At 33.0% G+C, this 26,399-nt stretch carries 18 protein-coding genes; 10 read left to right on the top strand and 8 right to left on the bottom strand.

The features are described 5' to 3' along the window. Positions 1 to 8: 8 nt before the first annotated feature. Positions 9 to 776 carry an SDR family NAD(P)-dependent oxidoreductase gene (locus tag OIU83_RS12905; protein WP_264206672.1) on the top strand — a complete coding sequence of 256 codons (768 nt, stop codon included), beginning with the start codon at positions 9 to 11 and terminating at the stop codon, positions 774 to 776. 93 nt (positions 777 to 869) lie between these two features. Here the strand turns inward: OIU83_RS12905 and OIU83_RS12900 are convergent, their stop codons facing one another. Next, positions 870 to 2,291, bottom strand: coding sequence for an MATE family efflux transporter (locus tag OIU83_RS12900; protein WP_264206671.1), 1,422 nt, complete (start codon positions 2,289 to 2,291; stop codon positions 870 to 872). Between the two features lie 74 nt (positions 2,292 to 2,365). Further along, positions 2,366 to 2,842, bottom strand: coding sequence for a MarR family winged helix-turn-helix transcriptional regulator (locus OIU83_RS12895; RefSeq protein ID WP_264206670.1), 477 nt, complete (start codon positions 2,840 to 2,842; stop codon positions 2,366 to 2,368). Between the two features lie 319 nt (positions 2,843 to 3,161). Between OIU83_RS12895 and OIU83_RS12890 the strand changes: the two genes are divergently transcribed. The 7 genes from OIU83_RS12890 to OIU83_RS12860 all read left to right on the top strand — a co-directional run bounded on the left by OIU83_RS12890 (position 3,162) and on the right by OIU83_RS12860 (position 10,416). Beyond that, entirely contained in the window at positions 3,162 to 4,256 is a 1,095-nt protein-coding gene (locus OIU83_RS12890) for a sensor histidine kinase (protein WP_264206669.1), read from the top strand. Between the two features lies 1 nt (position 4,257). Next, complete coding sequence (locus tag OIU83_RS12885) at positions 4,258 to 5,592, top strand: sigma-54-dependent transcriptional regulator (RefSeq protein WP_264206668.1); 1,335 nt, start codon at positions 4,258 to 4,260, stop codon at positions 5,590 to 5,592. Positions 5,593 to 5,826: 234 nt separating this feature from the next. Beyond that, positions 5,827 to 6,396 carry a DMP19 family protein gene (locus tag OIU83_RS12880; protein ID WP_264206667.1) on the top strand — a complete coding sequence of 190 codons (570 nt, stop codon included), beginning with the start codon at positions 5,827 to 5,829 and terminating at the stop codon, positions 6,394 to 6,396. 306 nt (positions 6,397 to 6,702) lie between these two features. Next, complete coding sequence (locus OIU83_RS12875) at positions 6,703 to 7,086, top strand: GreA/GreB family elongation factor (RefSeq protein WP_264206666.1); 384 nt, start codon at positions 6,703 to 6,705, stop codon at positions 7,084 to 7,086. Positions 7,087 to 7,174: 88 nt separating this feature from the next. Further along, entirely contained in the window at positions 7,175 to 8,155 is a 981-nt protein-coding gene (locus OIU83_RS12870) for a helix-turn-helix domain-containing protein (RefSeq protein WP_264206665.1), read from the top strand. A gap of 190 nt (positions 8,156 to 8,345) precedes the next feature. Beyond that, a complete protein-coding gene (locus OIU83_RS12865; RefSeq protein WP_264206664.1) occupies positions 8,346 to 9,326 on the top strand; it encodes a helix-turn-helix domain-containing protein in 981 nt (326 codons plus the stop codon). Positions 9,327 to 9,366: 40 nt separating this feature from the next. Further along, complete coding sequence (locus OIU83_RS12860) at positions 9,367 to 10,416, top strand: helix-turn-helix domain-containing protein (protein WP_264206663.1); 1,050 nt, start codon at positions 9,367 to 9,369, stop codon at positions 10,414 to 10,416. Between the two features lie 576 nt (positions 10,417 to 10,992). Here the strand turns inward: OIU83_RS12860 and OIU83_RS12855 are convergent. From OIU83_RS12855 to OIU83_RS12845, 3 genes are read right to left on the bottom strand one after another with little or no spacing between them, the layout of a single operon-like run. After that, the gene (locus OIU83_RS12855; RefSeq protein WP_264206662.1) at positions 10,993 to 12,957 is read right to left on the bottom strand and encodes an OmpA family protein; all 1,965 of its coding nucleotides are present in this window, start codon (positions 12,955 to 12,957) and stop codon (positions 10,993 to 10,995) included. 20 nt (positions 12,958 to 12,977) lie between these two features. Beyond that, a complete protein-coding gene (locus tag OIU83_RS12850; RefSeq protein WP_264206661.1) occupies positions 12,978 to 13,898 on the bottom strand; it encodes a PorP/SprF family type IX secretion system membrane protein in 921 nt (306 codons plus the stop codon). 36 nt (positions 13,899 to 13,934) lie between these two features. Then, entirely contained in the window at positions 13,935 to 15,242 is a 1,308-nt protein-coding gene (locus OIU83_RS12845; protein ID WP_264206660.1) for a gliding motility-associated C-terminal domain-containing protein, read from the bottom strand. Between the two features lie 1,485 nt (positions 15,243 to 16,727). Between OIU83_RS12845 and OIU83_RS12840 the strand changes: the two genes are divergently transcribed. Both OIU83_RS12840 and OIU83_RS12835 read left to right on the top strand, forming a co-directional pair. Further along, on the top strand, positions 16,728 to 17,285 hold the full coding sequence (locus OIU83_RS12840) for a hypothetical protein (protein ID WP_264206659.1): 558 nt from the start codon (positions 16,728 to 16,730) through the stop codon (positions 17,283 to 17,285). A 198-nt stretch (positions 17,286 to 17,483) separates the two neighbouring features. After that, the gene (locus tag OIU83_RS12835; RefSeq protein WP_264206658.1) at positions 17,484 to 18,404 is read left to right on the top strand and encodes a phytanoyl-CoA dioxygenase family protein; all 921 of its coding nucleotides are present in this window, start codon (positions 17,484 to 17,486) and stop codon (positions 18,402 to 18,404) included. 576 nt (positions 18,405 to 18,980) lie between these two features. On the opposite strand, the gene OIU83_RS12830 is transcribed toward OIU83_RS12835, so the two are convergent. From OIU83_RS12830 to OIU83_RS12820, 3 genes are all read right to left on the bottom strand, one after another. Then, complete coding sequence (locus OIU83_RS12830) at positions 18,981 to 21,437, bottom strand: hypothetical protein (RefSeq protein WP_264206657.1); 2,457 nt, start codon at positions 21,435 to 21,437, stop codon at positions 18,981 to 18,983. A 79-nt stretch (positions 21,438 to 21,516) separates the two neighbouring features. Then, the gene (locus OIU83_RS12825; RefSeq protein ID WP_264206656.1) at positions 21,517 to 25,449 is read right to left on the bottom strand and encodes a beta strand repeat-containing protein; all 3,933 of its coding nucleotides are present in this window, start codon (positions 25,447 to 25,449) and stop codon (positions 21,517 to 21,519) included. Positions 25,450 to 25,918: 469 nt separating this feature from the next. Next, positions 25,919 to 26,399 (bottom strand): hypothetical protein (locus OIU83_RS12820; RefSeq protein ID WP_264206655.1); only part of this gene is annotated, 481 nt, incomplete at its 5' end.

The following is a 26,399-nucleotide window of genomic DNA, read 5'->3' as shown; positions in this document are numbered from 1 at the left end:
ATATTAAAATGACAACAAATAATAAAATAGCTTTAGTAACCGGAGGCAGCAGAGGATTAGGAAAAAACATGGCATTGAGTATTGCCAAAAAAGGAATTAATGTAATACTTACTTATAACAGTAATGAAAAGGAAGCAAAAGCTGTTGTTGCCGAAATTGAACAATTGGGGCAAAAAGCAGTTGCATTGCAGCTTAATACTGGTGGTAATATAAAAAGTTTTGACATTTTTTATGACCGAATTGCTGCTGTTCTAAAAGACACTTTCCATACAGAACGTTTTGATTTCCTAATTAATAATGCGGGAATTGGAATAAATGTGCCTTTCTCGGAAACTACCGAAGAGCAGTTTGATCAATTAATGAACATCAATTTCAAAGGAGTATATTTTTTAACCCAGAAAGCATTGCCTTATTTACAAGATGGTGGACGAATAATTAATATCTCTACGGGATTGGCGCGTTTTACAGGGCCAGGGTATTCTGCTTATGCATCGATGAAAGGAGCTATAGAAACCTTGACAAAGTATCTTGCCAAAGAACTAGGCAGTCGTAAAATCACCGTTAATGTTGTAGCTCCGGGAGCAATAGAAACCGATTTTGGTGGTGGAGCAGTTAGAGATATCCAGCAATATAATGATTATGTAAAATCGGTTACTGCCTTAGGTCGCGCAGGATTACCTGATGATATTGGTGGCGTTGTAGCATTTTTATGTACCGAAGATGCGCGATGGATTAATGCACAACGCATTGAAGTTTCGGGAGGAATGAATCTGTAATTTATTTAGCATTAGAGATTAAGTTTCTTTAAGAATAAATGCTTAGTTTTTCTTAATCTCTTAATGGTTAAAAATGCAATATATACTTTGATCTTATTTAGAAACCTCTAATCCTTCTTTAATCGTTTCCTCTTCAACAAGCGCAGATAGTTTACCTATTTTATCAGTAAGTTTTCTTTTTTTCCAATCCCCTTTTGTATAAATATATAAAGTGATTAGAGCGGTAATAATTGTAGAAGCCGGAAATGCAATCCATATTCCTATTTTGCCCAAAGTTGTATGGTGAGATAAAATATATGCCAATGGAAATTGCAATACCCATTGTGAGACCAAAGTAAGCACCATTGGTAATGTAGTATTTCCTGTAGCGCGTAATACTCCAGTTAAGCATAGCTGCAAACCAAGAAAACCCCAGGAAAGACATCCAATACGTAAATAAATGGTTCCTCCTTCTATTACTGCAGCATCATTAGGAACAAAAAAAGCGATAAGTTCAGGTGCAAAAATATAAGCGATAATTCCTAAAATAGTTAATGATACAAATCCTACCAGCGCTCCAAGTTTTGCTATCTTCCCGGCGCGAACCATATTTCCGGCACCAATATTCTGCCCTACCAATGTAGATATTGCCATAGATAAACCAAGTGCTGGTATTAATATTAATTGCACCAGATTTGAGCCTGCACCATAAGAAGCTACGGTAACAGTACCAAAATGAACTATTAAAAAAGTTATAGCAGTTATGCCCAATGCTCTCATAGATTGTTCTATAGATGAAGGAAAACCTATTTTAAAGGCTTTTTTAATATGAGGATAATCCGGTTTAAAATCTTTTAAACGCAAATGGATTCCATGGTTACCCCGAAGCAAGATTGCAAAACCTATTACGATTGCTATACTCTGGGTAAATAATGTTGCAAGGGCAGCACCTTTTACCCCAAGTGCGGGAATCCATCTCCATCCAAATATAAACAAAGGATCGAGAGCAAAATTTAGGATGACCGTAGCCAATACAATATATACAGGCAATGTTACTCGCCCTACACCTCGCATTATCGATTGAAAAATCATAAAGCTAAAGCTAAAAACCATTCCGATAAATGCAATACGCATAAATCCTAGTGCATTAACATATACATCGGGCGCTACACCTAACAAACGTAAAAAATAGGGGCTCATCCAAAAACCAATTGCTGCCAATACTATTGAAACACTTATTACCATTAATAGGGTTTGTGCTGCTACATGGTTTACCATTTTTTGATTTCCGGCACCATAATATTGTGCAATAAGTATCGACCCCGCAATTGCCAAACCAGTTCCTAATGCAATCATCAAGAAGATTACTGGAGTGCTTACCGAAACTGATGCTACTGCAGCTCCCCCCAAGCGCCCTACCCAAAAAGCATCTACAAGTTGATAAGCTGCCTGCAAAAGATTGGCAATCATTATAGGCACAGCTAATTTTAATAATGAAGTAAGTATTGGACCTTCTAATAAGGGGTTCTTTTCCATTTTATTTTATTTCTTTATATTTATAAATCTTTCGTTTTCATAGTTAACATGTCAACTAAATTAAATTAAAAAAATTACAATTTTTCTAATCGATCCGCATATCCTCTCAAAGTTTTAAGCGCTAAAGCCCGTTCTTTATTAGTAAAAACAGAAAGTACTTCATCTTCAGATTTTTTCATTAAAGCTCTAATATTTTTTGCCAGATTCATTCCATCTAAACTCAAATTAAGAATGTTTTTCCTCTTATCGGAAGTATCTTTTCTTACTTCCACAATTCCTTTCTTTTCAAGTGCATTTACACTACGCAAAATCGAAGATTTATCCCGCATTGTAATATCCGAAAGTTCGCGCTGAGATAAATTTCTTCTTTGGAGAATCATAATAATAGGAAGTTGTTCCAATTGCAAATTGACACCGGCATCATTCATTAAAAAATTGCTGTGTTTAAATATTGCACGCTTCATACGATGAATCTGAAAAACAAAACTTTCCGAAATATCATCATATGTAGGAGCCTCATCCTCTAATATAACTTTTGTATCCTTTAGCATTCAACAAATTTAATAAAAAGAGTGACATGTCAACTAATTTAATATGTTTTTCACATAGATCTGGCAAAATAAATCTAAAGTAAAAACCCGAAAATAATTCTCATTTGATAAAATCTAAAACGCTTTTAATTTAACTCAAAAGAAAGCTATTAAATAGCCTAAAAAAGTTATATAAATAATAAAATAAGCCACATTACACAAGCCTATTTAGTTCATTTTTAAATAGTTAAAACAAATTCACTTATTTTAGTTTTCATTAGGTAATTTATCTAACTTTGATTAATTTCATAAAATTTTTAACTTTTTTCTTACAAAAAAAATGAAGTATAATACACCCGAGGAAAAACTTAATGAAAGAATTAAAGAACTTTCTTGCCTTTATGATATTACCAAAACAATAGCACAATGTAACGGAATAGAAAAAGGTATTTTAGAAAAGATAATTTTGACATTAAAAAAAGCCTGGAGATTTCCAGAAGATTGTATAGTCGAAATTCAGATTAATGGATACATATTAACAACAGCTACAATCCCAAAAAAGACTGTTTCACAATACAGTCCAATATATATTAATAATGTAATTACAGGATTCATAAAAGTACATTATCCTCAACCTAAATACTTGGTTACGCAATTTCTAAAAGACGAGCAAGATCTTTTGGATACTGTTTCTTTGGAAGTTACAAACTACATAGAGAAATATAAAAATCTGGAAAGGAAAGACCTCCTAAGAAGGGCTGTAGAGAGAAAAGACCGCCTTGCGATTCTGGGAGAAATGACTGCCGGCATTGCGCATGAGCTCAATACCCCTCTTGGTAATATCCTGGGATTTGCAGAACTTATAAATGACCATACTAACGATACACAGGTTAAGGAAGATATAACCCGAATTATAAACTCGGCTATCTATTCGCGTGAAATCGTAAAGAAACTAATGTATTTTTCCTGTGAAGTCCCGCAGCAATTACAATTGCAAAAAATAAAACCTATCGTAACTGATGCACTATCTTTTCTTAAACAAAACTTTCAGAAGAAAGAAATACAATCTCAACTTGATTTTGAAGATGAAGATATCATCGCAAAAATTGATTCTATTCAGCTTACCCAAGTACTTTTTAATATACTTATAAATGCTATACATGCCGTTCCTAAAAAAAGTGTTATAAAAACAATCGTAAAAAGTGATACTAAAAATCTCTTAATAACCATTAAAGACAATGGATCCGGAATACCAAATGCAATTAAGCAAAGAATATTTCATCCTTTTTTTACCACAAAAAATATTAAAGAAGGTAGTGGTCTCGGTCTTAGCGTCGTACATAGAATAGTAAAGAATCATAAAGGAGAAATCAATGTAACGGATAATATTCCCACAGGTGCCATATTTTTAATAAAACTTCCATTATACCAATAAAATGAGCTTAAAAAAAGAAAAAATATTGATTGTTGATGATAATTATGATATGCTTAATCTTCTTCAGCGTAATTTAAAAACATTTAATTATCACACCTATAAAGCATCCTCGGTAAATGAAGCTTTGGAAGTTTTAAAACATAATACGATTGATTTATTAATAACCGATCTCAATATGCCAGAAATTAATGGCGTAGAGCTTTTAAAATTTACCGAAGAGCATTTTCCGTTAATACCCAAATTGGTAATAACAGGACTACCATCGATTGATAGTGCTGTTATTTCTATAAAATCCGGTGCATTCGATTATCTCGTTAAGCCATTTACCAATGAGGAACTCAATAGAGCAATAGAAAATTCCTTTACTAAGCTAAAAAATAAAGGCATTAAACTCCCAGCTATAAACACAATAGAAATTGAGAGTAATAATTATGCAGGAATTGTAGGTAATTCAAACCAATTAGCAGATTTAATTGAAGTAATAAAAAGAGTAAAAAACAATATGGCAACTGTTCTTATCCAGGGAGAAACTGGTACAGGAAAAGAACTTATTGCAAGAGCAATACATTATAAAGGATCATTGGCCAAGATGCCGTTTATTACAGTAAACTGTGGTGGCATCCCAGAGAGTCTCATGGAATCGGAACTTTTTGGTTATACCAAAGGGGCATTTACTGGTGCATCCGAGTCTAGGATTGGATTATTCCAAGCGGCAGCTGGAGGCACCATTTTTCTGGATGAAATTGGTACTGCACCATTATTAATACAAACAAGGTTACTTAGGGTATTACAAGAAAAAGAAATCACCAGAGTTGGATCGCAAACATCCGAAAAATTGAATGTGCGAATAATTGCTGCTGCCAATACCGATTTATATCAAATGATTCAAAAAGGCACTTTTAGGGAAGATCTATATTATAGACTTAATGTAGTTAATATAAAAACAACTCCTTTAAGAGAAAGAAAACATGACATACTTCCTATAATCGACTGTTTTATAAAAAAATATGGCAACGAATATGGCAAGCCAAATATCATAATGACCGAAAAAGTAAGCGAAATATTAATACGCTATTCGTGGCCCGGCAATGTACGAGAACTCGAAAACATAATACAAAGCATGATAATAATGAGCGATCATATTATAGATGTTCAACATATTCCCGAACATCTTAAATATCATATCTCTGGCAGAGAAACCGTCATTTTAAAATCATTAAAAGAATATGAAAAAGAACAAATTTTAAAAGTACTTGCAGCAGTTGACAATAATAAAACTCACGCTGCAAAAATTTTACAAATAGATCGTAAAACACTTAATCAGAAAATAATATAAATTAAAAACGTGTAATAATTCCTCAACTGATACGAAACTACCAAGCCAAAAGTTGGCGTTTATAGGTGTCCATTTATCATTAAATTGATTAACAGTCTATTATATTCCGCTCCCGTTTTAGGCATACATTTTGTCTTAATCTGGTTCTATTTTAACAAGAAAAGGACATTTATAAAAATAACTTTAATATAATGGCAGGCTAAAAAATTATAATAAACTCAATAAAGTAATACAATGGAAAAGAAAATGAAAAAGAAAATGAAGATGGAAATGAAAGCTGAAGTTAAAATGATTACTCACAACAAAACATTACCCAAAATTACCAAGGAAGAAATATTAAAAACAAACGAAGATACATGGGGATTTTTCTTTCTCTTCTTATCCAGATATTATGAAATAATAGACAATGGCTATTATGCTAATATTGAAAATGAATTTAATAATTCACAACATACCTTAATGGCCTATAACATATTGTATGGAGAAGTTACAAATGGTGGCTTTCTGGAATTAATACAAGATGGATATGGCACCTATATTTTTGATACACTATTCTCTGATATAATAAAAAGTTGGGGAATATCAAAAATGGCACAAAATATCAACAAAGCCAAAACTCTTTATTTTGATAATAAAACATATCTGGAAACTAAAAGAACTCCTGAGCAATATGCCGAAATGTATAAAGAGTTCCCCTATTTTAATTCTCTGGATAACGAATTTTTTCAAATTAAAGATTCCGAAACCGAAAAAATAAAATTACATATTCTAGATAGGATTGGAGACTTTGCAATTATAGAATAGTGACCCAAAAATACATCCTACACTCGTCATCAAAGATCTATTGTTTACATATAACAATCTTAAAACAAGATATTGTAGTCACAATTGCATCCCAGATTCTGCAATATTTCATCATTGTGTTATAAAAAAATTACAAAATAAAATTATTAAGAACAAACAATAATATTCTTGCTTTTTAGCAAGAGATACAGAATGCAAAAAAAATTAAACCCTTTTATATATCACCTTACTGCAGCTATAGATTACGGAATATAACTGCGTTAGGAATCATAAACAATAAAATAAAGATAAAATCATATTTAGATTATGAAAAATAACGGAATAACAATAGAAATAAAAGAATTTGAATTATTGAAAGATATAATATCAACATCACAAATCAATACTGACAAAACATACAACCTATCCATAAAGAGACTTTCAAGAGAACTTGAGTCAGCCAAAGTAGTTCCTTATAACAAAATGCCTCTGGATATTGTAAGAATGAATTCAAAAGTTACGATACAAATAGCTAGCAACATAATTAAAAACTTTCAAATAGTGATACCTGAAAAAAGTAATCTGAACTTGAATAAATTATCAGTATTGTCACCTATGGGATTAGCGCTATACGGATACTCTGTCAATGATGAAATTTCATGGCAATTTCCTTCAGGTATCAATAAAATAAAAATATTAAGAGTCGAGTAAAATAATTTATGACTCCTTTATGGTTCCACTCTCATGCTAGAAACCTAAAGGATTAACTATATAAATATTACTTTATAAAAATACCACAGTGAAAACAATTAAACATTCATACGGAGCCGACTTAGATTGGGTGGCTCCTTTTGCAAAACAACTAGAAGGAAAAGTTAATGGCAATTTCATAGTTGTACCAGATACCCTTTTTAAAGGATCAAGATATGTGCTTGACTGCGGTGATGGCATTGTAGCCTATTATGTAGATGTAACGAATAACAGAGACGTGAATTTAATTCAGAAAAACATAAGCAATGATTTTATAGGTATCTATTATAATTTAAGTGAAGGTGAAGTAAAATATTCCAGTAGTAATTTTAAACATAATGTGGGTCGATGGCAATATAATTTATTAGTCATTGATAGTTCGCTGGAAACAAATTATTTTATTAAAGCAGGAAGCAAATCCTATGTGTTATGCATTTTTATAAAAAAGAGTATGATGGCATCCTATGCCCAAAAGAACAATATTACTTTAAGAGATATAGATAAAATAACAGATCCATCCAAGAATACAATTATTAGATTTGACAGGATGAGTAGCGAAAGTTTTCACCTGATAGATGATTTGCGTAAATTAAAAGTTGGTGGGCCTGTATTTGATTTAAATCTTACAGGGACTGTCCACTTATTACTTTCTAATTTTTTCAAAAAAATGTCAAGTGTTCGAATTATCATACAAACAGTCAATGAATCAGACTTAGCGAATATAATTGCAATTCAGATGTTTTTAATTAATACCATCGAAGACCATTTTCCTACTATCAAATTAATGGCTCATAATGCAAATATGTCTGAATCAAAATTTAAGGATTTATTCAAAAAAATAACTGGCAAAACCCCGAATACTTTCTTTATAGAAAATAAACTGCTCAAAGCCAAAGAACTTCTTGAAGGAAAACAATTAACGATAACACAAGTTTCAGACAGGCTCAATTTTACAAATAACTCCTATTTCGCTTCAAAATTCAAAGAGCATTTTGGAATCGCGCCAAAAATATTTGTAAAACAATTGTAGGTATAAAAAAACACTAATTATAACTCTGTATGTCAAAATCAATGGATAATTAAATTATGTTTTAATCCCTGGCTATGGTATCTACCCTGCACAGAATAAAAAACAACATACGAATAATATTAATAATTACTGAAAATCAATTATTTAACTCTAAAAAAACTAACTTTATAGTACAAAAATACATATAAAATTGAAAACAATTGAACATTCATATAGCGCCGATTTAGATTGGGTAGCTCCTTTAGCTAGTAAGTTAGAAGGAAAAGTTGATGGTAATTTTATAATTATTCCAGAGAGTATACAATCCGGAACCAGATATTTTCTCGATTGTGGAGAAGGGATTATAGCATATTACATTGATGTGGCGTATAATAAAAATTTACACCTAATCCAGAAAAATATGACCAATGATTTCGTTGGAATGTATTATAACCTAACCGAAGGCGAAGCAACATTATCAAGTAAAAACTATTTGCATAATGTAGGTCGTTGGCAATACAACTTGTCTGTTATTGATAGTGCGTTGGAATCCAATTATTTTGTAAAAGCTGGAAGTAAGACCTATGTGCTTTGCATTTTTGTAAAAAAAAATACAATAGAATCATTTGCAAAGAAAAACAATATAAATTTTCGTGATATAGATAAAATAACCGACCCTACAAAAAACACAATCATACGATTTGACAGGATGAGCAGCGAAAGTTATCATATACTAACCGATTTACGAAAATTAAAAGTAGGAGGACCTATATTTGATTTAAACCTCATAGGAACAGTACAGCTATTACTTGCTAATTATTTAAAGAAAATGGCAAGCCATAGAATTATCATTCAAACTGTAAACGAGGCTGATTTGGCCAATATAGTAGCAATACAAATGTTTTTAATCAGTAATATCGAAGATCATTTCCCTACTATTAAATTAATGGCAAGTAAGGCGAATATGTCTGAATCAAAATTTAAAAATATATTTAAAAAAATTACTGGCATAACGCCTAATACTTTTTTTATGGATAATAAACTTCTTAAAGCCAAAGAGCTTCTAGAAGAAAATCAATTGTCTATATTACAAGTTTCGGATAAGCTTAACTTTACCAATAACTCTTATTTTGCTTCAAAATTTAAAGAACAGTTTGGAATATCTCCCAAAAATTTCATTAATCAACTATAATATTTTCAACTCTTAACAAAGATAAACAGCATATTCATCTATGAAAAACTTTACTCACTTTTACAGTTTGACTCCCGAATGGCAACATCAATTAGCCGAAGAAATAGGAGGAGAACTTATTGATAATAAAATAATTGTACTTCCAAAAACTCTGGGTCATGGACACTCCTTTTTTACTCAAATCACACCTGGTATTTCGGCATTCTTTATGGATTTTGTTTTATCAACACCTATAAAAATAAACAGACTTAAATCTGAAGATGAATTATATATTTTTCATTTTGATCAAAGTGACCAAGCCAATTTAATAAAAATAGATAACATAGATTACAAAATTGGCTCTTCTATTAATTTAGGCTTAGCAATTATAAATAATAATATTGAGAGCTCTTTTGAGCCTGCAGTAGGACAAAGAACATTAGCTTTACGTTTGCTCGTAGACAAGAAACTATTGAATGAGTTCGTAGAAAATCATCCTAGTGAAGAATTTACTAATCGAAAAATTACAATCGAAAAAAAAGCTCCTTACTACTACGACAATATCGACAGTAATAGCATATTACTAATACAGTCACTTAAGAGTAAATCTGTTTTTGATTCCTCATTTGAACCTTATTTAAAAGGTACATCTTTAAAATTATTAGGGAATTTTTTAAATAGATATTCAAACTCGGCAGCTGTAAAAAATGAAAGTACTGAAATTGAGATAGAAGCCATCGCTAAAACTAAAACATATCTACTGGATCATTTATATAACCCATTCCCATCTGTTCCTTTTTTATCTAAAATGGCAGGAATGTCACCTTCCAAATATAAAATGTTATTTAAAAAAGAATTCCATAATACCCCAAATAATCTCTTTATAAAAGAGAAAATGCTTCTTGCCTACAAGCTTTTACAAAGCGGAGATTACAGCACTTTAACCGAAGTGATTTATGAGTTAAATTATACTAAACTAAGCTATTTCTGTACAAAATATTATGATCTTTTCCATAGGAAGCCTTCACAAGATTTTATAAAAAAGATTAAGAAAAAACAGGTCGCTTCCCAATTTTCTGTTCCTTATATCCAACGAGAAAATGATATGTAGTTGAGGAGTTAATCGTAAAAGTTTTCAGTTTTCAGTTGCTTAACCGCAAAGCTCGCAAGGAATTACGCTAAGGACGCTAAGCTTTTAGTTTCCAGTCTCAGTGGTTTAACCGCTAAGTTCGCAAAATTTTAATCCTTTTAATTCTATCTAACTCTTTGCGAAAGAAACGCAGATCCCGAAACTTCGGGATCCGCGTTCTATAGACAATTTAAGTTAGCAACTCTTTGTCAAAGCCCCAAACTGCACTTTCTTGAAATCTGTTCAAGAAAAAATTAAACACAAAGTTTGCAAGGTTTTAAAAATCTGTTTTACAGCAGCAAATCTATATCATCCTCGTTACTTTATAGACAACATGGAAATCTTTTTAATTCTTGAAATCTGTGGCAAAAAAAATTAACAGCAAAGGGCACAAAGCTTTTAGTTTTCAGTCTCGGTTTTTAGTTCCAGTCTTGCATCTTGCATTTCTCCTCTTTTTTAATCTCAGAACCTTTGCCCCTTTAAACAAACATAATAAACAAAAAAAGTGGATATCAAAACGATACCCACTTTTTAAACATTCTATTTTAAATTTACAACTTACTTATTATTAAACGATATGATAAATTCTGATCGTCTGTTTAGCTGATGCTCTTTGTCTGAACATTTTACACCATCTAAACATTTGTTTAATATTTGAGTCTCCCCATATCCTTTTCCAGTAACTCTTTCTGCTTTCACACCTTTATCAATAAGATATTTAATAGTCGATTGTGCTCTCCTATCAGATAGTTTCATATTATAGTTATTATTTCCCTGGCTATCTGTATGCGATCTAATATCAATTGTCATTGCAGGATAGTCTTTTAAAAGCTGTACCACTTTATTCAATTCTTTTAGTGATGCTTTTTTAATTCTCGTTCCATTCAGATCAAAATAAATTGGTTTTAATCCAAGATTTTTTGTTAAGTCGGAACCATCTGTTACCAATTGATTATCTTCACTTGTTAAATGTGTAGCTTTAGAGTCTATTTTAAGATGTTTATCCATCATTATAGAATCTTCACCTCCAGTTACAGATATAGAATCTTTAGTTAATTCATAACCTTGTTTTTCATACATCAAAGTATAATCTCCACCAGGAACTTTCAATAAATATTCACCTGCATTATCGGTGTAAAACTCATCTACTTTTTTATTATCTGCGTCATATACTATAATCTTAACTTTTGGCAATGGATCTCCCGTTTTATCATCATAAATTTTACCAAAAACAGTAGCTTCAAGCTTAACTTCTTTAAGAGGTTCTAATTCTTTTAAGCTATAAATCTGATCATCATTAGTTCTATTAGAACTAAAAAAACCTTTTTGATTATCTGAGTTTATTGCAAATCCAAAATCATCATTACCGGAGTTTATAGGTTCTCCCAGATTTACAACAGCATAACTATTATCTTTATTTTTTATTGCTGCAAAAACATCCAATCCCCCAAGTCCCGACTGCCCATCTGATGAGAAATAAAGTTGTCCTGATTTAGTTATGAATGGAAATGTTTCTCTTCCTATAGTATTTATAGACGCACCCATATTCTTAGGTTCTCCAAAAGTACCATCTGCTTTTATTTCAACTTCATATAAATCGGTCTGTCCTAAAGACCCTGATCTATCCGAAGCAAAAATCATACTTTTACCATCTGGCGTTAATGCTGGATGCGCATTAGAATAAGCATTACTATTAATAGATAAATCTTCTATTTTATCCCAAATTCCATTTACAAGTGTTGCTCTGTAAATTTTAAGACGATTTGTTTTTGTATCATCTTCACCAAGCTTATTTCCTAAAAAATTACTTCTGGTAAAATACATTTGATTTCCATCATTTGTAATTACTGGCGTTGATTGATGAAAAACCGAATTAATTTTCCCTGTAAGTTTCTTTGGATTTATTAAATCCCCATCTGGAGTAATTGTTGCTTCATAAAGTTTAAAATAAGGTTTTCCTGTCCAGGCATCTTTATACCTCTTAACAACATTTGTATCTCTCGCAGAAGTAAAAATCACTTGATTCTCTTTATAAAATGCTGTACCATAATCTGGCATTTTAGAGTTGGCAGTAACAAGTTTAATCGAATACCTACTTGATTGTTTTTTAATATCTTTCAGGTAATCTGTACTTGGGTTTATTGCTTCTTTACCCGATTTAGTGTTAAGTTGTTTTATAACTTTTGCTGCTTCATCATAGCGTCCATTCGACTTTAAAGATTGTGCATATCTAAATAACTGTTCATTCGTAAAAACATAGTTATCTTTTAACTTGCTTATTTGATCATATGCTTTTAAGGCATTTTTATAATCCCCATTAAAGTAATAAGAATCACCTAGTTTTGCATATACTGCTGAAGAGCTATACTCTTTCTCAATTAATTTATCATACAAATCACCAGAATTAACTGATGCATATGCCAATTGATCGTATTGTTTTTCAGCTTTATTAATTAATTTAGTCTGCGAATAAGAATTTTGCAATCCTAATAAGACTATCAAAAGTAAAAAATATTTTTTCATATGTATTTTTATAATCATTATTAAAAGAATCTTGGATTTATCATTCGTTTATTAATCTTATTGAAAAGATCAAATCTCATAAAAAGCTCATGTGAACCTGAATTGTAGTTCCCTAACTTGTTCGTATCATAATCATATCCGTATCCTACTTGGATACCATCTGTAACCTGAAAACCTGCCAAGCCACTTACACCGGCATTTAAACGATATGCTGCCCCTAACGTAAATTTATTATTGATTAAAAAATTCCCAGATACATCGACTGCAATTGGAGCTCCACTAACTACTTTTAACAGTGCAGCCGGTTTAAATTTTAAGTAAGGATTAATGTCAAATACATAACCTCCTATTAAATAAAAGTGAGATCTTTGTGTAACCTGTGTCATCGCAACATCATCATTCTTATGCTTTGTGCTTAAAAATTTAGGTACAGACAAACCTACATACCAATTGTAAGTATGTACGTAAACCCCTGCCCCTACATTTGGAGAAAACTGTGATTCGGTACCGCTTAAATATCCATCTGCCTTATTCTCGACATTTAACTTGGTATAATCAATATCCAGATTTTGAAATCCTGCCGAAATACCAAAAGAGAATTTTAAATCTGTACCTGTTAAAATCGTATAAGCATAATTAAGCATCACATCGGTATTTTTTGTTGGTCCGATTTCATCACTTAATATATTTAATCCAATACCGTTACCATGATATCCTAATGGGCTTTGTATCGAAAAGTTCATCGTTTTTGGTGCGCCTTCTAATCCCACCCATTGTGTTCTGTATAATCCCATTGCACTTACTACTTCTCTTGAACCTGTATAACCAGGATTAAAAGTCATAGTATTATACATGTATTGTGAATACTGCGATTCTTGCTGAGCCGAAGCTTCAAGAATTCCTAAAAACAATAGTATTACTATGTAAAAAAACTTTTTCATTAGTTCTAATTATTTTAATTCTTTAATTTTAAAATCTTATTGATTATTGATATATAGATATCCTGCTTTTTCAATTCCTTTTTCGCCATTATTGTATTTCAATATGTAAAAATAAGTTCCTGTAGGAAGCTTCTCTCCTTTGTTTACTGTAACACGTCCATCAGAATATCCTGTAAACATTACATCACTCTCATTATATGATTTTGCTTCATATACTCTTACCCCCCAACGGTTGTATATTTCGACTGTATTATCAGGAAATTGATTAATCCCTTTAATAAGGAAGGTATCATTTATTCCATCCCCATTTGGTGAGATTGCATTGTAAACAATTACGTCAAGTGGTGTTGGTGCATCTTTCTTAACGAGTGCCATTGTAAAAATGCCATATCCGCTAACTTGCGATGTTAACAATTGTGTGTACCCGGTACCTTTGCTTGCACTCGGAAATGGATCTACTTCTCCTTTTTCATTTACCCACATACCCGAAGCATCATCCCAACGTACTATAACTATTTTTGTATCTTCATTTAGGTTAAAAAACTCAGGTGGAGTAGTAGCTGAATCTAACGTTAAGCTTAATATAATTTTATCATCTCCCTGATCCTTTGTTACATTCCAATATTCTTTATCATTAATGACCAAAATAGATTCGTCTTTTATTGAATGCTTATGCAGATCATCTGAGTTTTTATAAAAATATTGAGTCGTATATATATCACCTATATTATTACTCACAGCATGATAAGAAGGTCTGAAATAAAGGTCATTTCCAACAGGAAATTCAAACACATTATTTCCCTTTTTCTCTACTCTTCCATCAATAAAACTTAAATCACTGGCATCAGTATGACTAGCATTTTCATTAAAAACAACCTTACTGTTTTTGAGAGATGCATCTACTACTCCATTTATAAATGTTGCCTTATCATTGATTGTAATTATTGCACCCAAATGAATAGGTGTTAGTGCAGCTGTATTATCGAGAATTAGATTTTGAAAATTTGTAACTGACCTTCCCTCAATCTTTTGTTCTATATCACCTGTAAAAAAAGTTTTCCCTTTACTTGAATTGCTATAAGTTACATCTCCGTCATTATACCAATCTGCAAAAACAAATACGTTTCCGTCATTTACAAGCTTTCCAGTTTTCAAATTATCAAAATTAAAATGTATAGATAACGTATCTCCTACTACTCTCATTTCGCCTTCGTTAACAAACTTGTTATCTTCTTGTGCCTGCCCTTTTTGGCAAACCAATAAGATTAGCATAAGACTCCAAATACCAGCGGGGTATCTATCGATCGAAAACCTTGTCACTTTATATAAGTCATTTTTTTTCATACATTTATCTATATCTGTTATACAAATTGCATTTTAAATTACGGTGCAAAATTAAAGCCTTAATAAAGATGCCTTAACCCTTAAAAGTTATTGGTATATCAGAATAAGGCGAATTAACAGGAGAGAAGAGACTTGGAGAGGAGAGAAAAAAGAGGAAAGACCTGGAGAGGAAATATCTGGAGATTTGAGACTTAGAGATGAAAGATCCTGAAACTGATTTTATGCACAACACAGGTAGAGACGCACCGCAGTGCGTCTCCGCAATATACTTCCTCAATATATCTCTTCAATTTACTTTCCTCTATATATTTCCGCAACTTACTTCCATATCTTTAGAATGCCACCATTATATTATGTGTATTTATAACCCGCTGGGTGTAATTACCTTGTCTATTTGCTTTGCTTGGGTTGCAAAAGTTTCTTTTAATGCATAGAAACATAGATTTTATGTGTAAAAAGAGCACAACAAGAAATGCATTTCTTTCACATAGCTAGTCCCGATCCCGAAGCTTCGGGCAATGTCATTAAGTTAAGAGATTGAAGATTGCTTCGCCTGTTCGCACTTTCAGGCTCAGGTAACGATTGTAGATTTTTGATTTTGTGTTCATGAATAATAAGATTGTTGATTTTACGAGATTTAATACATCTGAAATCAAAAATCGTTAGTCAAAAACTGAAATCATTTTAAAATCGTTTCTTAACTTAATGACATTGCGGGACGGAACGGGATGTTTTTTAAACAAATGAAACACCTTTTTCGAGAGTACCAAAATCTACCTTTTTATGTGTTAAAACTAATTACACCCAACAGGATTATTTATAATATGTAAATAACCTATCAGGCATTTGTGTAAATAAAAAATGAGGAAACACTCGCTCCTCATTTTTACAAAAAAAACAATATTAAATAACTATTTGCCTTATAAAAAGACAAATGGAAATCTGACAAATATACCATTAACTCTTTCCTGTTTTTACTCCTAAACGGTTTTAAACTTATAGATTAAGGTATCAATTACACCAAAAAAGGATGAGAAAACCGAAGCTTCCTCATCCTACAAAAATATTATCAAAATATAAAAAACCTCAATATTAAAACTCAAAAAAGCTGTCCGACTCCTTACTCAAATACTATGTTTTTTAATACTACAAATATCCATATAGCATACAGTAGATCTTGCCCTTAAAAGTTTTAAAACACATAGAATAAGACATATTATTTTCTTCTAAACTAAAAAAACGTTCTCTGTATCACATTTTATAACATAAAAAATAAACTGTGTACACTCTTTTAATTGCATCTTCAATCCCATTCTACGCATAATTATAACAATATATTTAAAAATCAGGTATTTATACCTACTAAATAATGCTAAAAAATTACTACATTTGATAACCTACCCTCATTTCCAATATTCATTTTACTGCTAAGCAAAAATACTTTAAAGAGTTAAAATCAAATCAATAACTTCTTAAAATATAATTATGAAAACTAATTCTACACAACCTTCAATTAATTTTAAAAGTAATAATCTGTTTCAGGACACGTCAATAGACACTCCGGAAGGAATAAAGTCTATTGATAATATTTGTAAAGGAGATACTGTTTTAGCTGCTTTTGTGAAATCTGCAAAAGGGAAAATTAAATTATTCTGGTCTACCGCCAAAGTATCTTTTAGTATTGATAGCAATCCAATATCTCCAAAATCTAAGATGGTTTATATTTCTGTTTATGATGAGATAAAAAAAGACATTCTTTGTAGTTTAGACCAGCCTGTCTTACTAGCAAATGGAAAATATACTATTGCCAGAAGACTCATTCCCGGACAAGAACTCGTGAATAAAAATGGTAAACCTATTGTAATACTAAGTACCAATATTGCTCCCTACCACGGTGGCGTACATCATATCTCGACTAACTCTACATGGAATAATAATCCCGATGGCCATTTATTACTCTCTAATGGTATCGTAACTGGTGATTATATATTACAACTCTACTTTGACCAAATACCGAATCAGTTGATTGAGGAGAGGTTTTGAGATGGGAGTTGAGAGAGGCAAGAGGCAAGACTTTGAGAAAAAAGAGGATAGACTAGGAGATAATAGATGAAAGAAACAAGACTGGATCTGAAAACTGAGACTGAAACTAAAATCTCAAAGCTTAGCGACCTTTGCGGTTAAACCACTCAATACTGAATACTGAAACTGAATACTATAACTAAAAACTGAATATAAAAAATGCCCTGGACTATTCTTGAAAAACTATGGAGACAAGCTTTGGAGCCTTCCTCCGTTTCTGCCAAAAATGAAACTAATACATGGAATAAAGAGATTGAAACCCTATACCAATTGGGAATTAGCATGGAAGATACGCTACAATTTCTATACTTTGAAAAACCCAATTTTGAAACTTTTAAAAATTGGGTAAATAAAAGAAAGAAGGATATAATCACTGATTATAATGAGGTTATAGATAATGTTCTCTCGGAGGATGATCTTGAATTTTGGGATGAGAATGGCTATATTATCGTAAAAAACGTTATCTCTAAACAAGATTGTGAAGATACGCAGCAAGCGATTTTGGATTTCTTAAAAATAGATCCTAACGACATGGAGTCTTGGTATATAAGACATCCGGAACAAAAGGGATTGATGCTTAATTTTTCGGATCATGAAACATTAAACAAAAACAGGTTCTCCCCCCGAATAAAGAAAGCTTACGAACAACTTTATAATACTAGTAATATATATAAGTCTATTGATAAAGTAAGCTTTAGTCCTCCAGATACCAAAGATTTTGTTTTTACAGGAAGCCCGCTTCATTGGGATACCAGTTTAAAAAGACCTATTCCTTTTGGACTACAAGGCCTCCTCTACCTCACCGATTGTGGCCCCCATGAGGGTGCCTTTCATTGTGTCCCAGGATTTCATAATAAAATAGATTACTGGCTCGATAACCTGGAACCTGATGAAAATCCCAGAGAAAAAGCTATCAAATCTTTAGAACCTGTACCTATAATTGGTAATGCTGGTGACTTTATAATATGGAATAATACATTACCTCATTGTGCCACACCAAACCAAGGTGCAACACCCAGAATGGTTCAGTATCTTACCTATTTTCCCGATAATTTTAAGAGTGCCGAGGAATGGATTTGAGTTTCGGTATTCAGTGGCTTAACCGCAAAGTGCGTATCCCGATGCCGAAGCCTCGGGATACGCACTTTGCGGTTAAGCTTTGAGATTTTAGTCTCAGTTTTCAGATCCAGTCTTGTTTCTTTCATCTATTATCTCCTAGTCTATCCTCTTTTTTCTCAAAGTCTAGCATCTTGCCTCTCAAAATCTTGTCTCTTGAAGCTCTCATTCTTCCCTTCCTCATTATTGTTACATTTTTAAAAGATGATTATTTAAAATATACCGCTTGCTATTTCTAATAAAACAGAGCTTAACATAATATTAACTGCTAATTTTACTCTTTTTTTATAAGATTCTCTGCTTCCAAAAAGAACCGATTTGTACTAAAAAATAAGTGGTAAAGATTAGATTACCTTTTTTGGTATAATTCCGTTAGGCTTCTTTGTTCTTGAAGAAAAAAGTGATCAGGTTCAAGACAAAGCCTTCAGGACAAATGATCCTAATAAAAACAGTTACAATAGATAACAAACTAAAACAGGAAAAGCTACATCTTTCGATATAGCTTTTGCTAATTGATTTTTTAGAATCTTCTATTATAATTTACTTAATTTGATAATTAATATTTGTATTCGCTGTTGCATAACTAAATGCCCATGCAAATGTATTTGCAGCTAATACGCTATTATAAACTGTGGTACTGCGAGCGCCGCCAGCATAATCTTCTTTTCCTAGAGGTATACCGGTTGCTGAAACAGATAATGGAAAAGCTTCATAAGAAGTATCTCCAGGTACTCCAAATAAATTATACATACTACCAACATAAACAAATCCTAATTCATTATGTTTAAAAACCTCAACAGAACTATTATCACCATCCAGAGTCGCTAAAATAGTAATATTTAAAGGGACATTATTAAAAAGTGGACTATTAACATTATTAAAACCTCCAAAAAAACGATTTTTAACATTTCCAAAAGGCCCCGATAATGTCGCATCAGCGGCGATAGAAAATTTATAAAGAGGTACAGGTTTTAAATTATTACCCTCAGGGTAATTATAAGCTTTAGCCCCCATACTTGCTCCTGTCATTGAGTTTACAGCATTTGCTAATTTTGCAATCTGATCTCCCATTTCACCACCAGCTCCAACACCATATATTACTACTCCTTTTTTATTATTTATAAAATCTTTAACAACATTTAGTACATTATTATTTGATAATGTGTTCGCTGCAGCTCCATCCTGATATAATATAACATCTATTTTGTTTGTATTAATTGTGTTTTTTAATGAAGTAGCACTAGCATCGTCCGAACCAATGGTAGTTGTAAATACTTTGACATCATTAACTGCACAAGTACCACTAAGCGAATAATTAATTTTTGAATTAAGCATCGTTTTAATACCAACATCACCATTATAGAAGCCACCAAAATTAAGCAAAAGTACGTTCATTGCACGAGAACCAAAATCTACACTCTTAGTACATGCCGCACTTGTGCTGTTGGACGTTATGCTAAAAGTATACGTACTAGCATTTGTTGGTGTACCTGTAGCAGTCATAACCACACTTTGAGTTCCTGCAGTAGAAAATGTACCTGATGCAGAAAACGTTATACCGTTTTGGGTATTTGTACTCATTGTATACGCTCCAGGATAGGTTACCGTAACCGGAACCGTCATTGTATTTGCCGCCGTCATTGCAGTACCCGGCATATAAGAGCCACTTGTTGTTATAGATCCACAATTTATGGCATATGATATAGGTTGTGCCCCTACCGTAACATTTAATGCACATGAAGCTGTTGCTCCTGTAGTTCCAGAAACTGTAAAAGCTGAAACTCCTGCTGTTGTAGGCTTACCAGTACCCAATAATGTAACAGATTGCTGCCCTAAAGCAGAAAGATTAATCTCGCCAGTGGTAAAAGTCATACCATTTACCGTATTGGTAGATATCGTTGCTTTACCCGTTGCGGTAACATTAATAGGCAATACAATTTTATTGGCAGCGATTAACTGCGTATCTACCATATATACTCCACTTTGTGTTGCTGTACTACAATTTAATGCATACGCTACCGGAGCAACATTAATAACAATATTGTTACACGTACCTACTGTAGCAGCATTTGAGCTAATTGTAAAACTGTTTGCTCCAGATGCCAATGGCGTACCTGTACCTAACAACTCTACTGTTTGAACCCCTGTAGTAGTAAATGTTCCTGATCCTGTAAAAGAATATCCGTTAACCGTATTGGTGTTTATAGACCAATATCCTACAGTACCAACATTAAGACTTAATGTTAATTTATTTGCATTTGTTAAAGGCAAACCAATATTATAAGAACCTGCTGAGGCTACAGTATTACATGTTAACACAAAATTAACATCTGCTTTTGCAACAAAAACATTAGGTTTACAAGAAACCACTGTACCATTAAGAGTGATGGTTACTGCATCTCCCGCGTTTCCTGTATCGTATCCTTTATTAGGAGTACCCACACCTGCAAGTGTTAATACATAAGAACCTGCTGCAGGAAAAGCACCGTTTGTACTAAAATAGTACCCATTTGCAGTATTTGCAGATATAGTATAAGTACCCGGTTGTGTTACGGTAACAGCTACAGATAAGTAATTTGATCCTGTTAAGGCTGTACCTTGTTTATAAGTACCGTTAACAATTGCTTTGCTACAGTCTCCAGTCGAAATCGTAGCTGTAGCCGGTGGTTGAGAACCACACATACTTAACCACATTGCCTGTACCTGATTCCAATAATCGAAACATCCGGTTGTTATGTTAAAAATTAATAATCCGTTGCTTAAGTTAGCAGGTATTATAGCATCTCTTTGAGGAGTTGTTAGTCTGGAAATTAACATTCCTTTACTATTACTTTCTAGTTCTAATATAGCACCAGACTTCGCCCTTTCGGCACCGTTGGTTACTGTTCCATCTTTTATTTTTGAGTTATCAGCCTGTGCGAACACAGAACTGATACTAATCAAAAATACGATCACTGCTAAAGCGATCTTTCGCATCGAATATGCATGTATTTTCATAATCTTATTATTTAAAAATTTATATTAATCATTTTCGCATGTAAAAAACACACTAAACCATTCACAATAAAACACTTAACTATTTATTTTCAAGTAATTTCTCTACTTTTGCTAAACGCACATTCATAGCTTCTGTCGCTGCTTTCAATTCTTTGATCTCTGCTTCTTTTGCTTCCAATTGTTTGTTTTGCTCAATAATATGAAGATAAATTTCTTCCGTTTTCTCTAGTAACTGTACTGATAATTCTGACATATTAAATGAATATCCTTCTTTAGTTTTCTCCAATTCTGTAATTGGCGTTATCCCTGGCAAGTGATTGTTTTTCTTGATGTAAGCTTCTATTTCAGATAGCTGCTTAAATTTATACTCGGCTTTGATATTTGAAAAACCTTTAAAATAATCTTCAAAAACGTAATCTGCATAGTAAGTATTCACTGTCGAGATGGCACCATTTACTCTTAATTTTTCATTAGGTGCTGTAGATGGCGTTTTATATCCAATTCCTACCCATCCGTTTGTATATATAGACTCAGTATTTAATGTTGCACCTTTGTTAGTTGTTGAACTAAACCAAGGTTCTTTTACTGCAGCCGCAATATCAAGCTGATTTACTCTGTTTTTTTCATCTTTATAATCTAATGTACCATTATTGGTATTAACCACTAAACTAGTAAGTGTTTCAGCACCAGAAACCAGATCCGTTAATTTATACTCTAAAGCATTACCTGCTTCATTTGTGTAGATCAATGAATTGTTTGCTCCATTATACAGTAATGAAGTAATTGTCTCTCCTTTTGCGACAATAGTTGCAGGATCTTTCCATACTATATTACCGGCAGTATCTAATGAAGTAGCTAGATAACCTGCTTTAGGAGTAACACCATCAGTCCCTTGTACAATTTGCATAGCTGTTAAAGTAGTTTTTCCTGTAGTTTCATTAATTGCTAAATCATTTCTATTACTCGCCTGATTCCAAATATTTACAAAACCATCTTGTTTATACAAATAAGTCGTTTTTGTATTTGCTTTAGTTCTATCAGTGAACACAATCTGATTATTAACATTTGCTGAATTAATATTATTAATATCTTTATTACTCATCTCTAAATTTTGAGTAGCCGTATGATTTCCTAAATTATCACCTGGAACATTGGACCAAGCCATTTTTCCGGAAGCATCTGTAGTTAAAGCTTGGCCAGAAGTACCTACCGGTACTTTAGTTACTACACCATTTGCGTCTGCAGATAAAAGCGTATTTGCTATTAGCCCATTTTGCAAACCTTCTAAACGCAGTGGGTTAGTAGTTGCTACAACATGTAAAGCATTAGATGGTTTTGTGGTACCAATACCAAGTCCCGCTGCATTAAGACGCATTAACTCTTTAGAAGATGTAGCATCAACAGCTGAGTTAAAACTAAACGCCGGTGCTTGTAATTTCAACAAACTACTCTGTACTCCAAAACCATAAAACTGATTATCGTTATTAGCGTCCTCATACATAACAATTTTTCTATCAGAAACAGAGTTTCCTAATTGTAATTGTGCATGCGGTGTTGCCGTACCAATACCCATATTTGTACTCATTTGATAAATACTTTGGGTATTTGCAGTTGCAGCAGCTTTAGTATCAACATCAAACCAAGAAGCTTTTGTAGCAATTTTTGCAGGATCAGTCCATATTACACTCCCTTCAGCATCTGCAGACATTGCAATCTTACCTGCTACAGCAGGGGCATTATCTGTACCGTTGTTAATTTTTAAGAACCGTACACTTGTAGTACTGTTATTTTCATCAATTGACAAAAGATTTAGATTACTTTTGTTATTAGATATGTTAAATATTCCATTCTTTTTATTTAAAGAGAAATAATTAGGAAGAGATTTATTTTGATCAAATATTGCAACTGCATTCCAAACATTAGCATTTAAAATATTATCAATATTATTATTGACCATATTTAAAGTTTTAGTTGCAGTATGATTCCCTAAGTCATCTCCTTTTGCAGCAATAGTTGCAGGATCTGTCCATACTACATTACCAGCAGCATCTGATGTTGCAATTTTATTCAAACCAGCACCTGTTGTAATTTGAGCAGCAGGAGTAGTAACTTTTGTTGTTGCGGCAACATTAGCAGCCGTTACAGTACCACTTGCTGTTACATTAAGAGCACCATTAATATTTCTGGCACTCATCACTAAATCTTGTGTAGCAATGTGATTTCCTAAATTATCGCCAGTTACCGCTTTCCAAGCAGCTGAACTTGATCCATTTGAGGTTAAGACTTGTCCTGCTGTACCACCCGAAATATCCATAGTTGTATTAGCATCCATAACTTTTCCGGCACCAGTAATACTAAGTGCAGAATTTGTAGATGTAAGGTTGTATCTTGTTACTGTAGCACCAGATAATCCAGTATCTCCTTTTGCTCCAGTCGCTCCAGTTAATCCGATTAGACCTTGTACTCCAGTTAAACCTTGAATACCTTGTATTCCTACATCGCCTTTATCTCCTTTTGCTCCGGCAGTACCCTGTGCTCCAGTAGCTCCGGCTAAACCTTGAATACCTTGTACTCCAGCATCACCTTTTGCACCAGCTGCTCCAACAGCTCCAGTTGCTCCAACTAAGCCTTGAATACCTTGTGTTCCTGCATCTCCTTTGTCTCCTTTTGCCCCAGTGGATCCAATAGTACCTTGTGCTCCAGTTGCTCCAGCCAAACCTTGAATACCTTGTACTCCAGCATCTCCTTTAGGCCCCTGAATAGGACCTACATTATTAAATTTAGTTCCATCCCATACCCATAAATTTCCAGCGATGATATAACCATCTCCTATAACATTACCTGTAACAGGCAGCAAACTTTGACTATCTTTTGAACCTTTGATAGTCACAGAGGTACCATCTTTACCAACTAATCCTGTATCTCCTTTAAGACCTTGCACTCCGGTAGCTCCAACTAAACCTTGAATACCTTGTAAACCAGTATCTCCTTTTACTCCAGCAGTACCTTGTGCTCCAGCTAAACCCTGAATACCTTGTAATCCAACATCACCTTTATCTCCTTTTGCTCCAACAGTACCTTGTGTTCCAGTTGCTCCGGCTAAACCCTGAATACCTTGTAATCCAGTATCACCTTTATCACCTTTATCTCCTTTTGCTCCAGTTTGTCCAACTAAACCTTGGATACCCTGAATACCTTGCAATCCAGCATCACCTTTTGCTCCTACAGCTCCAGCGGTACCTTGTGCTCCAGTTGCTCCAGCCAAACCCTGAATACCTTGCAGTCCAGCATCACCTTTATCTCCTTTTACTCCAGCAGTACCTTGTGTTCCAGTTGCTCCGGCTAAACCCTGAATACCTTGTAATCCAGTATCACCTTTATCTCCTTTTGCTCCAGCAGTACCTTGTGTTCCAGTTGCTCCAACTAAGCCTTGAATACCTTGTGCTCCAGCATCTCCTTTAGGACCCTGAATAGGACCTACATTATTAAATTTAGCTCCATCCCATACCCATAAATTTCCAGCGATGATATAACCATCTCCTACAGCATTACCGGTATCAGGTAATAAACTTTCGCTACTTTTAGAACCTTTGATAGTCACAGAAGTACCATCTTTTCCAACTGATCCCGTATCCCCTTTAGGGCCTTCAGGTCCAATATCTCCTTTTAAAGAAGCTTTCTCATCAGGAGTAAGATTTGCAAAAGTAGATTCATCACTTCTTGCAATTCTTACCCATTTAGTACCCTCCCAGTAGTAAAAACCAGGTGTTACATCATTAATAGTAGAAGTATTGTAGATCAACAAACTTGCAACAGGTCCTGTTACAGGCCCTTGCTCTGTTGTTCTAACCAATTGAAGTCTTGGTAACAACACCCCCCTTTTATTAGAATAAACATCTAATTGAGCCGAATTATCTGGATTGTTAGTCCCGATTCCTGTTTGCGCATTGGAAACAAAAATACCTGCTCCCATCACAGCAAACGTTAATGCTATTTTCTTTTTAAATTCCATTTTTAACTTGAATTTTATTAATACTATTGTGTAACTTTTTAGTCATTTGAACACTTTTTTCTGATGTGCAAAGTTCTTTAATAGTTGTAAAAATGTTTACCAGTAAAAGTTTTTAGACTTGTAGATTAAGACATATTAAATCACACTTTAAATCATTCATTAAAAGGTAGAAAACAGCTATTCTTTCTGCTTTTCTAATTGTTGAGATTTCCATATTTGAAAAAAAAAGAAAATATTTTTCTACTAAGGAATTATGGCAAGTACATAAAAACTTTAATCTTGTTTTTTTTCCTCATCAAGCAAAAGTCATTATATCTAGTTTGATACAAATTAAGGTTTTAGCTTATAACAATTCCAATATTGATTCTCCCTCTTTTACAAATATTAAGACTGTGGTTAAACAAAATTATTGTAACAAAAAAAGCAGAGACTATATGTCTCTGCTTTTAAAATAAAATATTTAACTTTATTAGAATTTATAAACTAGCAACCATCTTACCGGTGCAACAGATTCTAACATTAATTGAACTGTACTTGCTTCTCCTAGAGTCATCTCTGTATCATTTACATCAATTATTCCGCTTGCAGCAACAATTTTTACAATCGCATTACTATCAGCATCAGTACGTTTAATATTATATACCTTTCCTATTAATACTGGATCTGTTGGAGTAGGCAATATAAAGTTTACAATTCCTGTAAAACCAACTGCATTAATTAATGTAAAATCATTTGCAAAATCTAGTGTACCACCTCCACTAACATGTGCTATTTTCAAAGCAGCTGCGCTTAGAGTTGTCCATGTTGAGTCATCCGTACCATTACTAGTTAAAACCTGACCTTTTGTACCTCCATTTACTCTAACAACTGCATCTGCATATAATATGTCTGTACCATTTGTTATAGAAATAGCTCCACTTCCTGTAAGGCTTCCTTTTAGAGGGGCATTA

This window comes from Flavobacterium shii (assembly GCF_025847235.1).
Taxonomy (GTDB): domain Bacteria; phylum Bacteroidota; class Bacteroidia; order Flavobacteriales; family Flavobacteriaceae; genus Flavobacterium; species Flavobacterium shii.
This window is presented reverse-complemented; position numbering and strand designations above follow the sequence as displayed.

Coding starts and splice junctions, on each gene's coding strand:
- OIU83_RS12880 (WP_264206667.1), top strand. CDS start 5,827: ATGGAAAAGAAAATGAAAAAGAAAATGAAGATGGAAATGAAAGCTGAA.
- OIU83_RS12825 (WP_264206656.1), bottom strand. CDS start 25,449: ATGGAATTTAAAAAGAAAATAGCATTAACGTTTGCTGTGATGGGAGCA.
- OIU83_RS12855 (WP_264206662.1), bottom strand. CDS start 12,957: ATGAAAAAATATTTTTTACTTTTGATAGTCTTATTAGGATTGCAAAAT.
- OIU83_RS12840 (WP_264206659.1), top strand. CDS start 16,728: ATGAAAACTAATTCTACACAACCTTCAATTAATTTTAAAAGTAATAAT.
- OIU83_RS12900 (WP_264206671.1), bottom strand. CDS start 2,291: ATGGAAAAGAACCCCTTATTAGAAGGTCCAATACTTACTTCATTATTA.
- OIU83_RS12890 (WP_264206669.1), top strand. CDS start 3,162: ATGAAGTATAATACACCCGAGGAAAAACTTAATGAAAGAATTAAAGAA.
- OIU83_RS12875 (WP_264206666.1), top strand. CDS start 6,703: ATGAAAAATAACGGAATAACAATAGAAATAAAAGAATTTGAATTATTG.
- OIU83_RS12835 (WP_264206658.1), top strand. CDS start 17,484: ATGCCCTGGACTATTCTTGAAAAACTATGGAGACAAGCTTTGGAGCCT.
- OIU83_RS12830 (WP_264206657.1), bottom strand. CDS start 21,437: ATGAAAATACATGCATATTCGATGCGAAAGATCGCTTTAGCAGTGATC.
- OIU83_RS12845 (WP_264206660.1), bottom strand. CDS start 15,242: ATGAAAAAAAATGACTTATATAAAGTGACAAGGTTTTCGATCGATAGA.
- OIU83_RS12905 (WP_264206672.1), top strand. CDS start 9: ATGACAACAAATAATAAAATAGCTTTAGTAACCGGAGGCAGCAGAGGA.
- OIU83_RS12860 (WP_264206663.1), top strand. CDS start 9,367: ATGAAAAACTTTACTCACTTTTACAGTTTGACTCCCGAATGGCAACAT.
- OIU83_RS12895 (WP_264206670.1), bottom strand. CDS start 2,842: ATGCTAAAGGATACAAAAGTTATATTAGAGGATGAGGCTCCTACATAT.
- OIU83_RS12885 (WP_264206668.1), top strand. CDS start 4,258: ATGAGCTTAAAAAAAGAAAAAATATTGATTGTTGATGATAATTATGAT.
- OIU83_RS12850 (WP_264206661.1), bottom strand. CDS start 13,898: ATGAAAAAGTTTTTTTACATAGTAATACTATTGTTTTTAGGAATTCTT.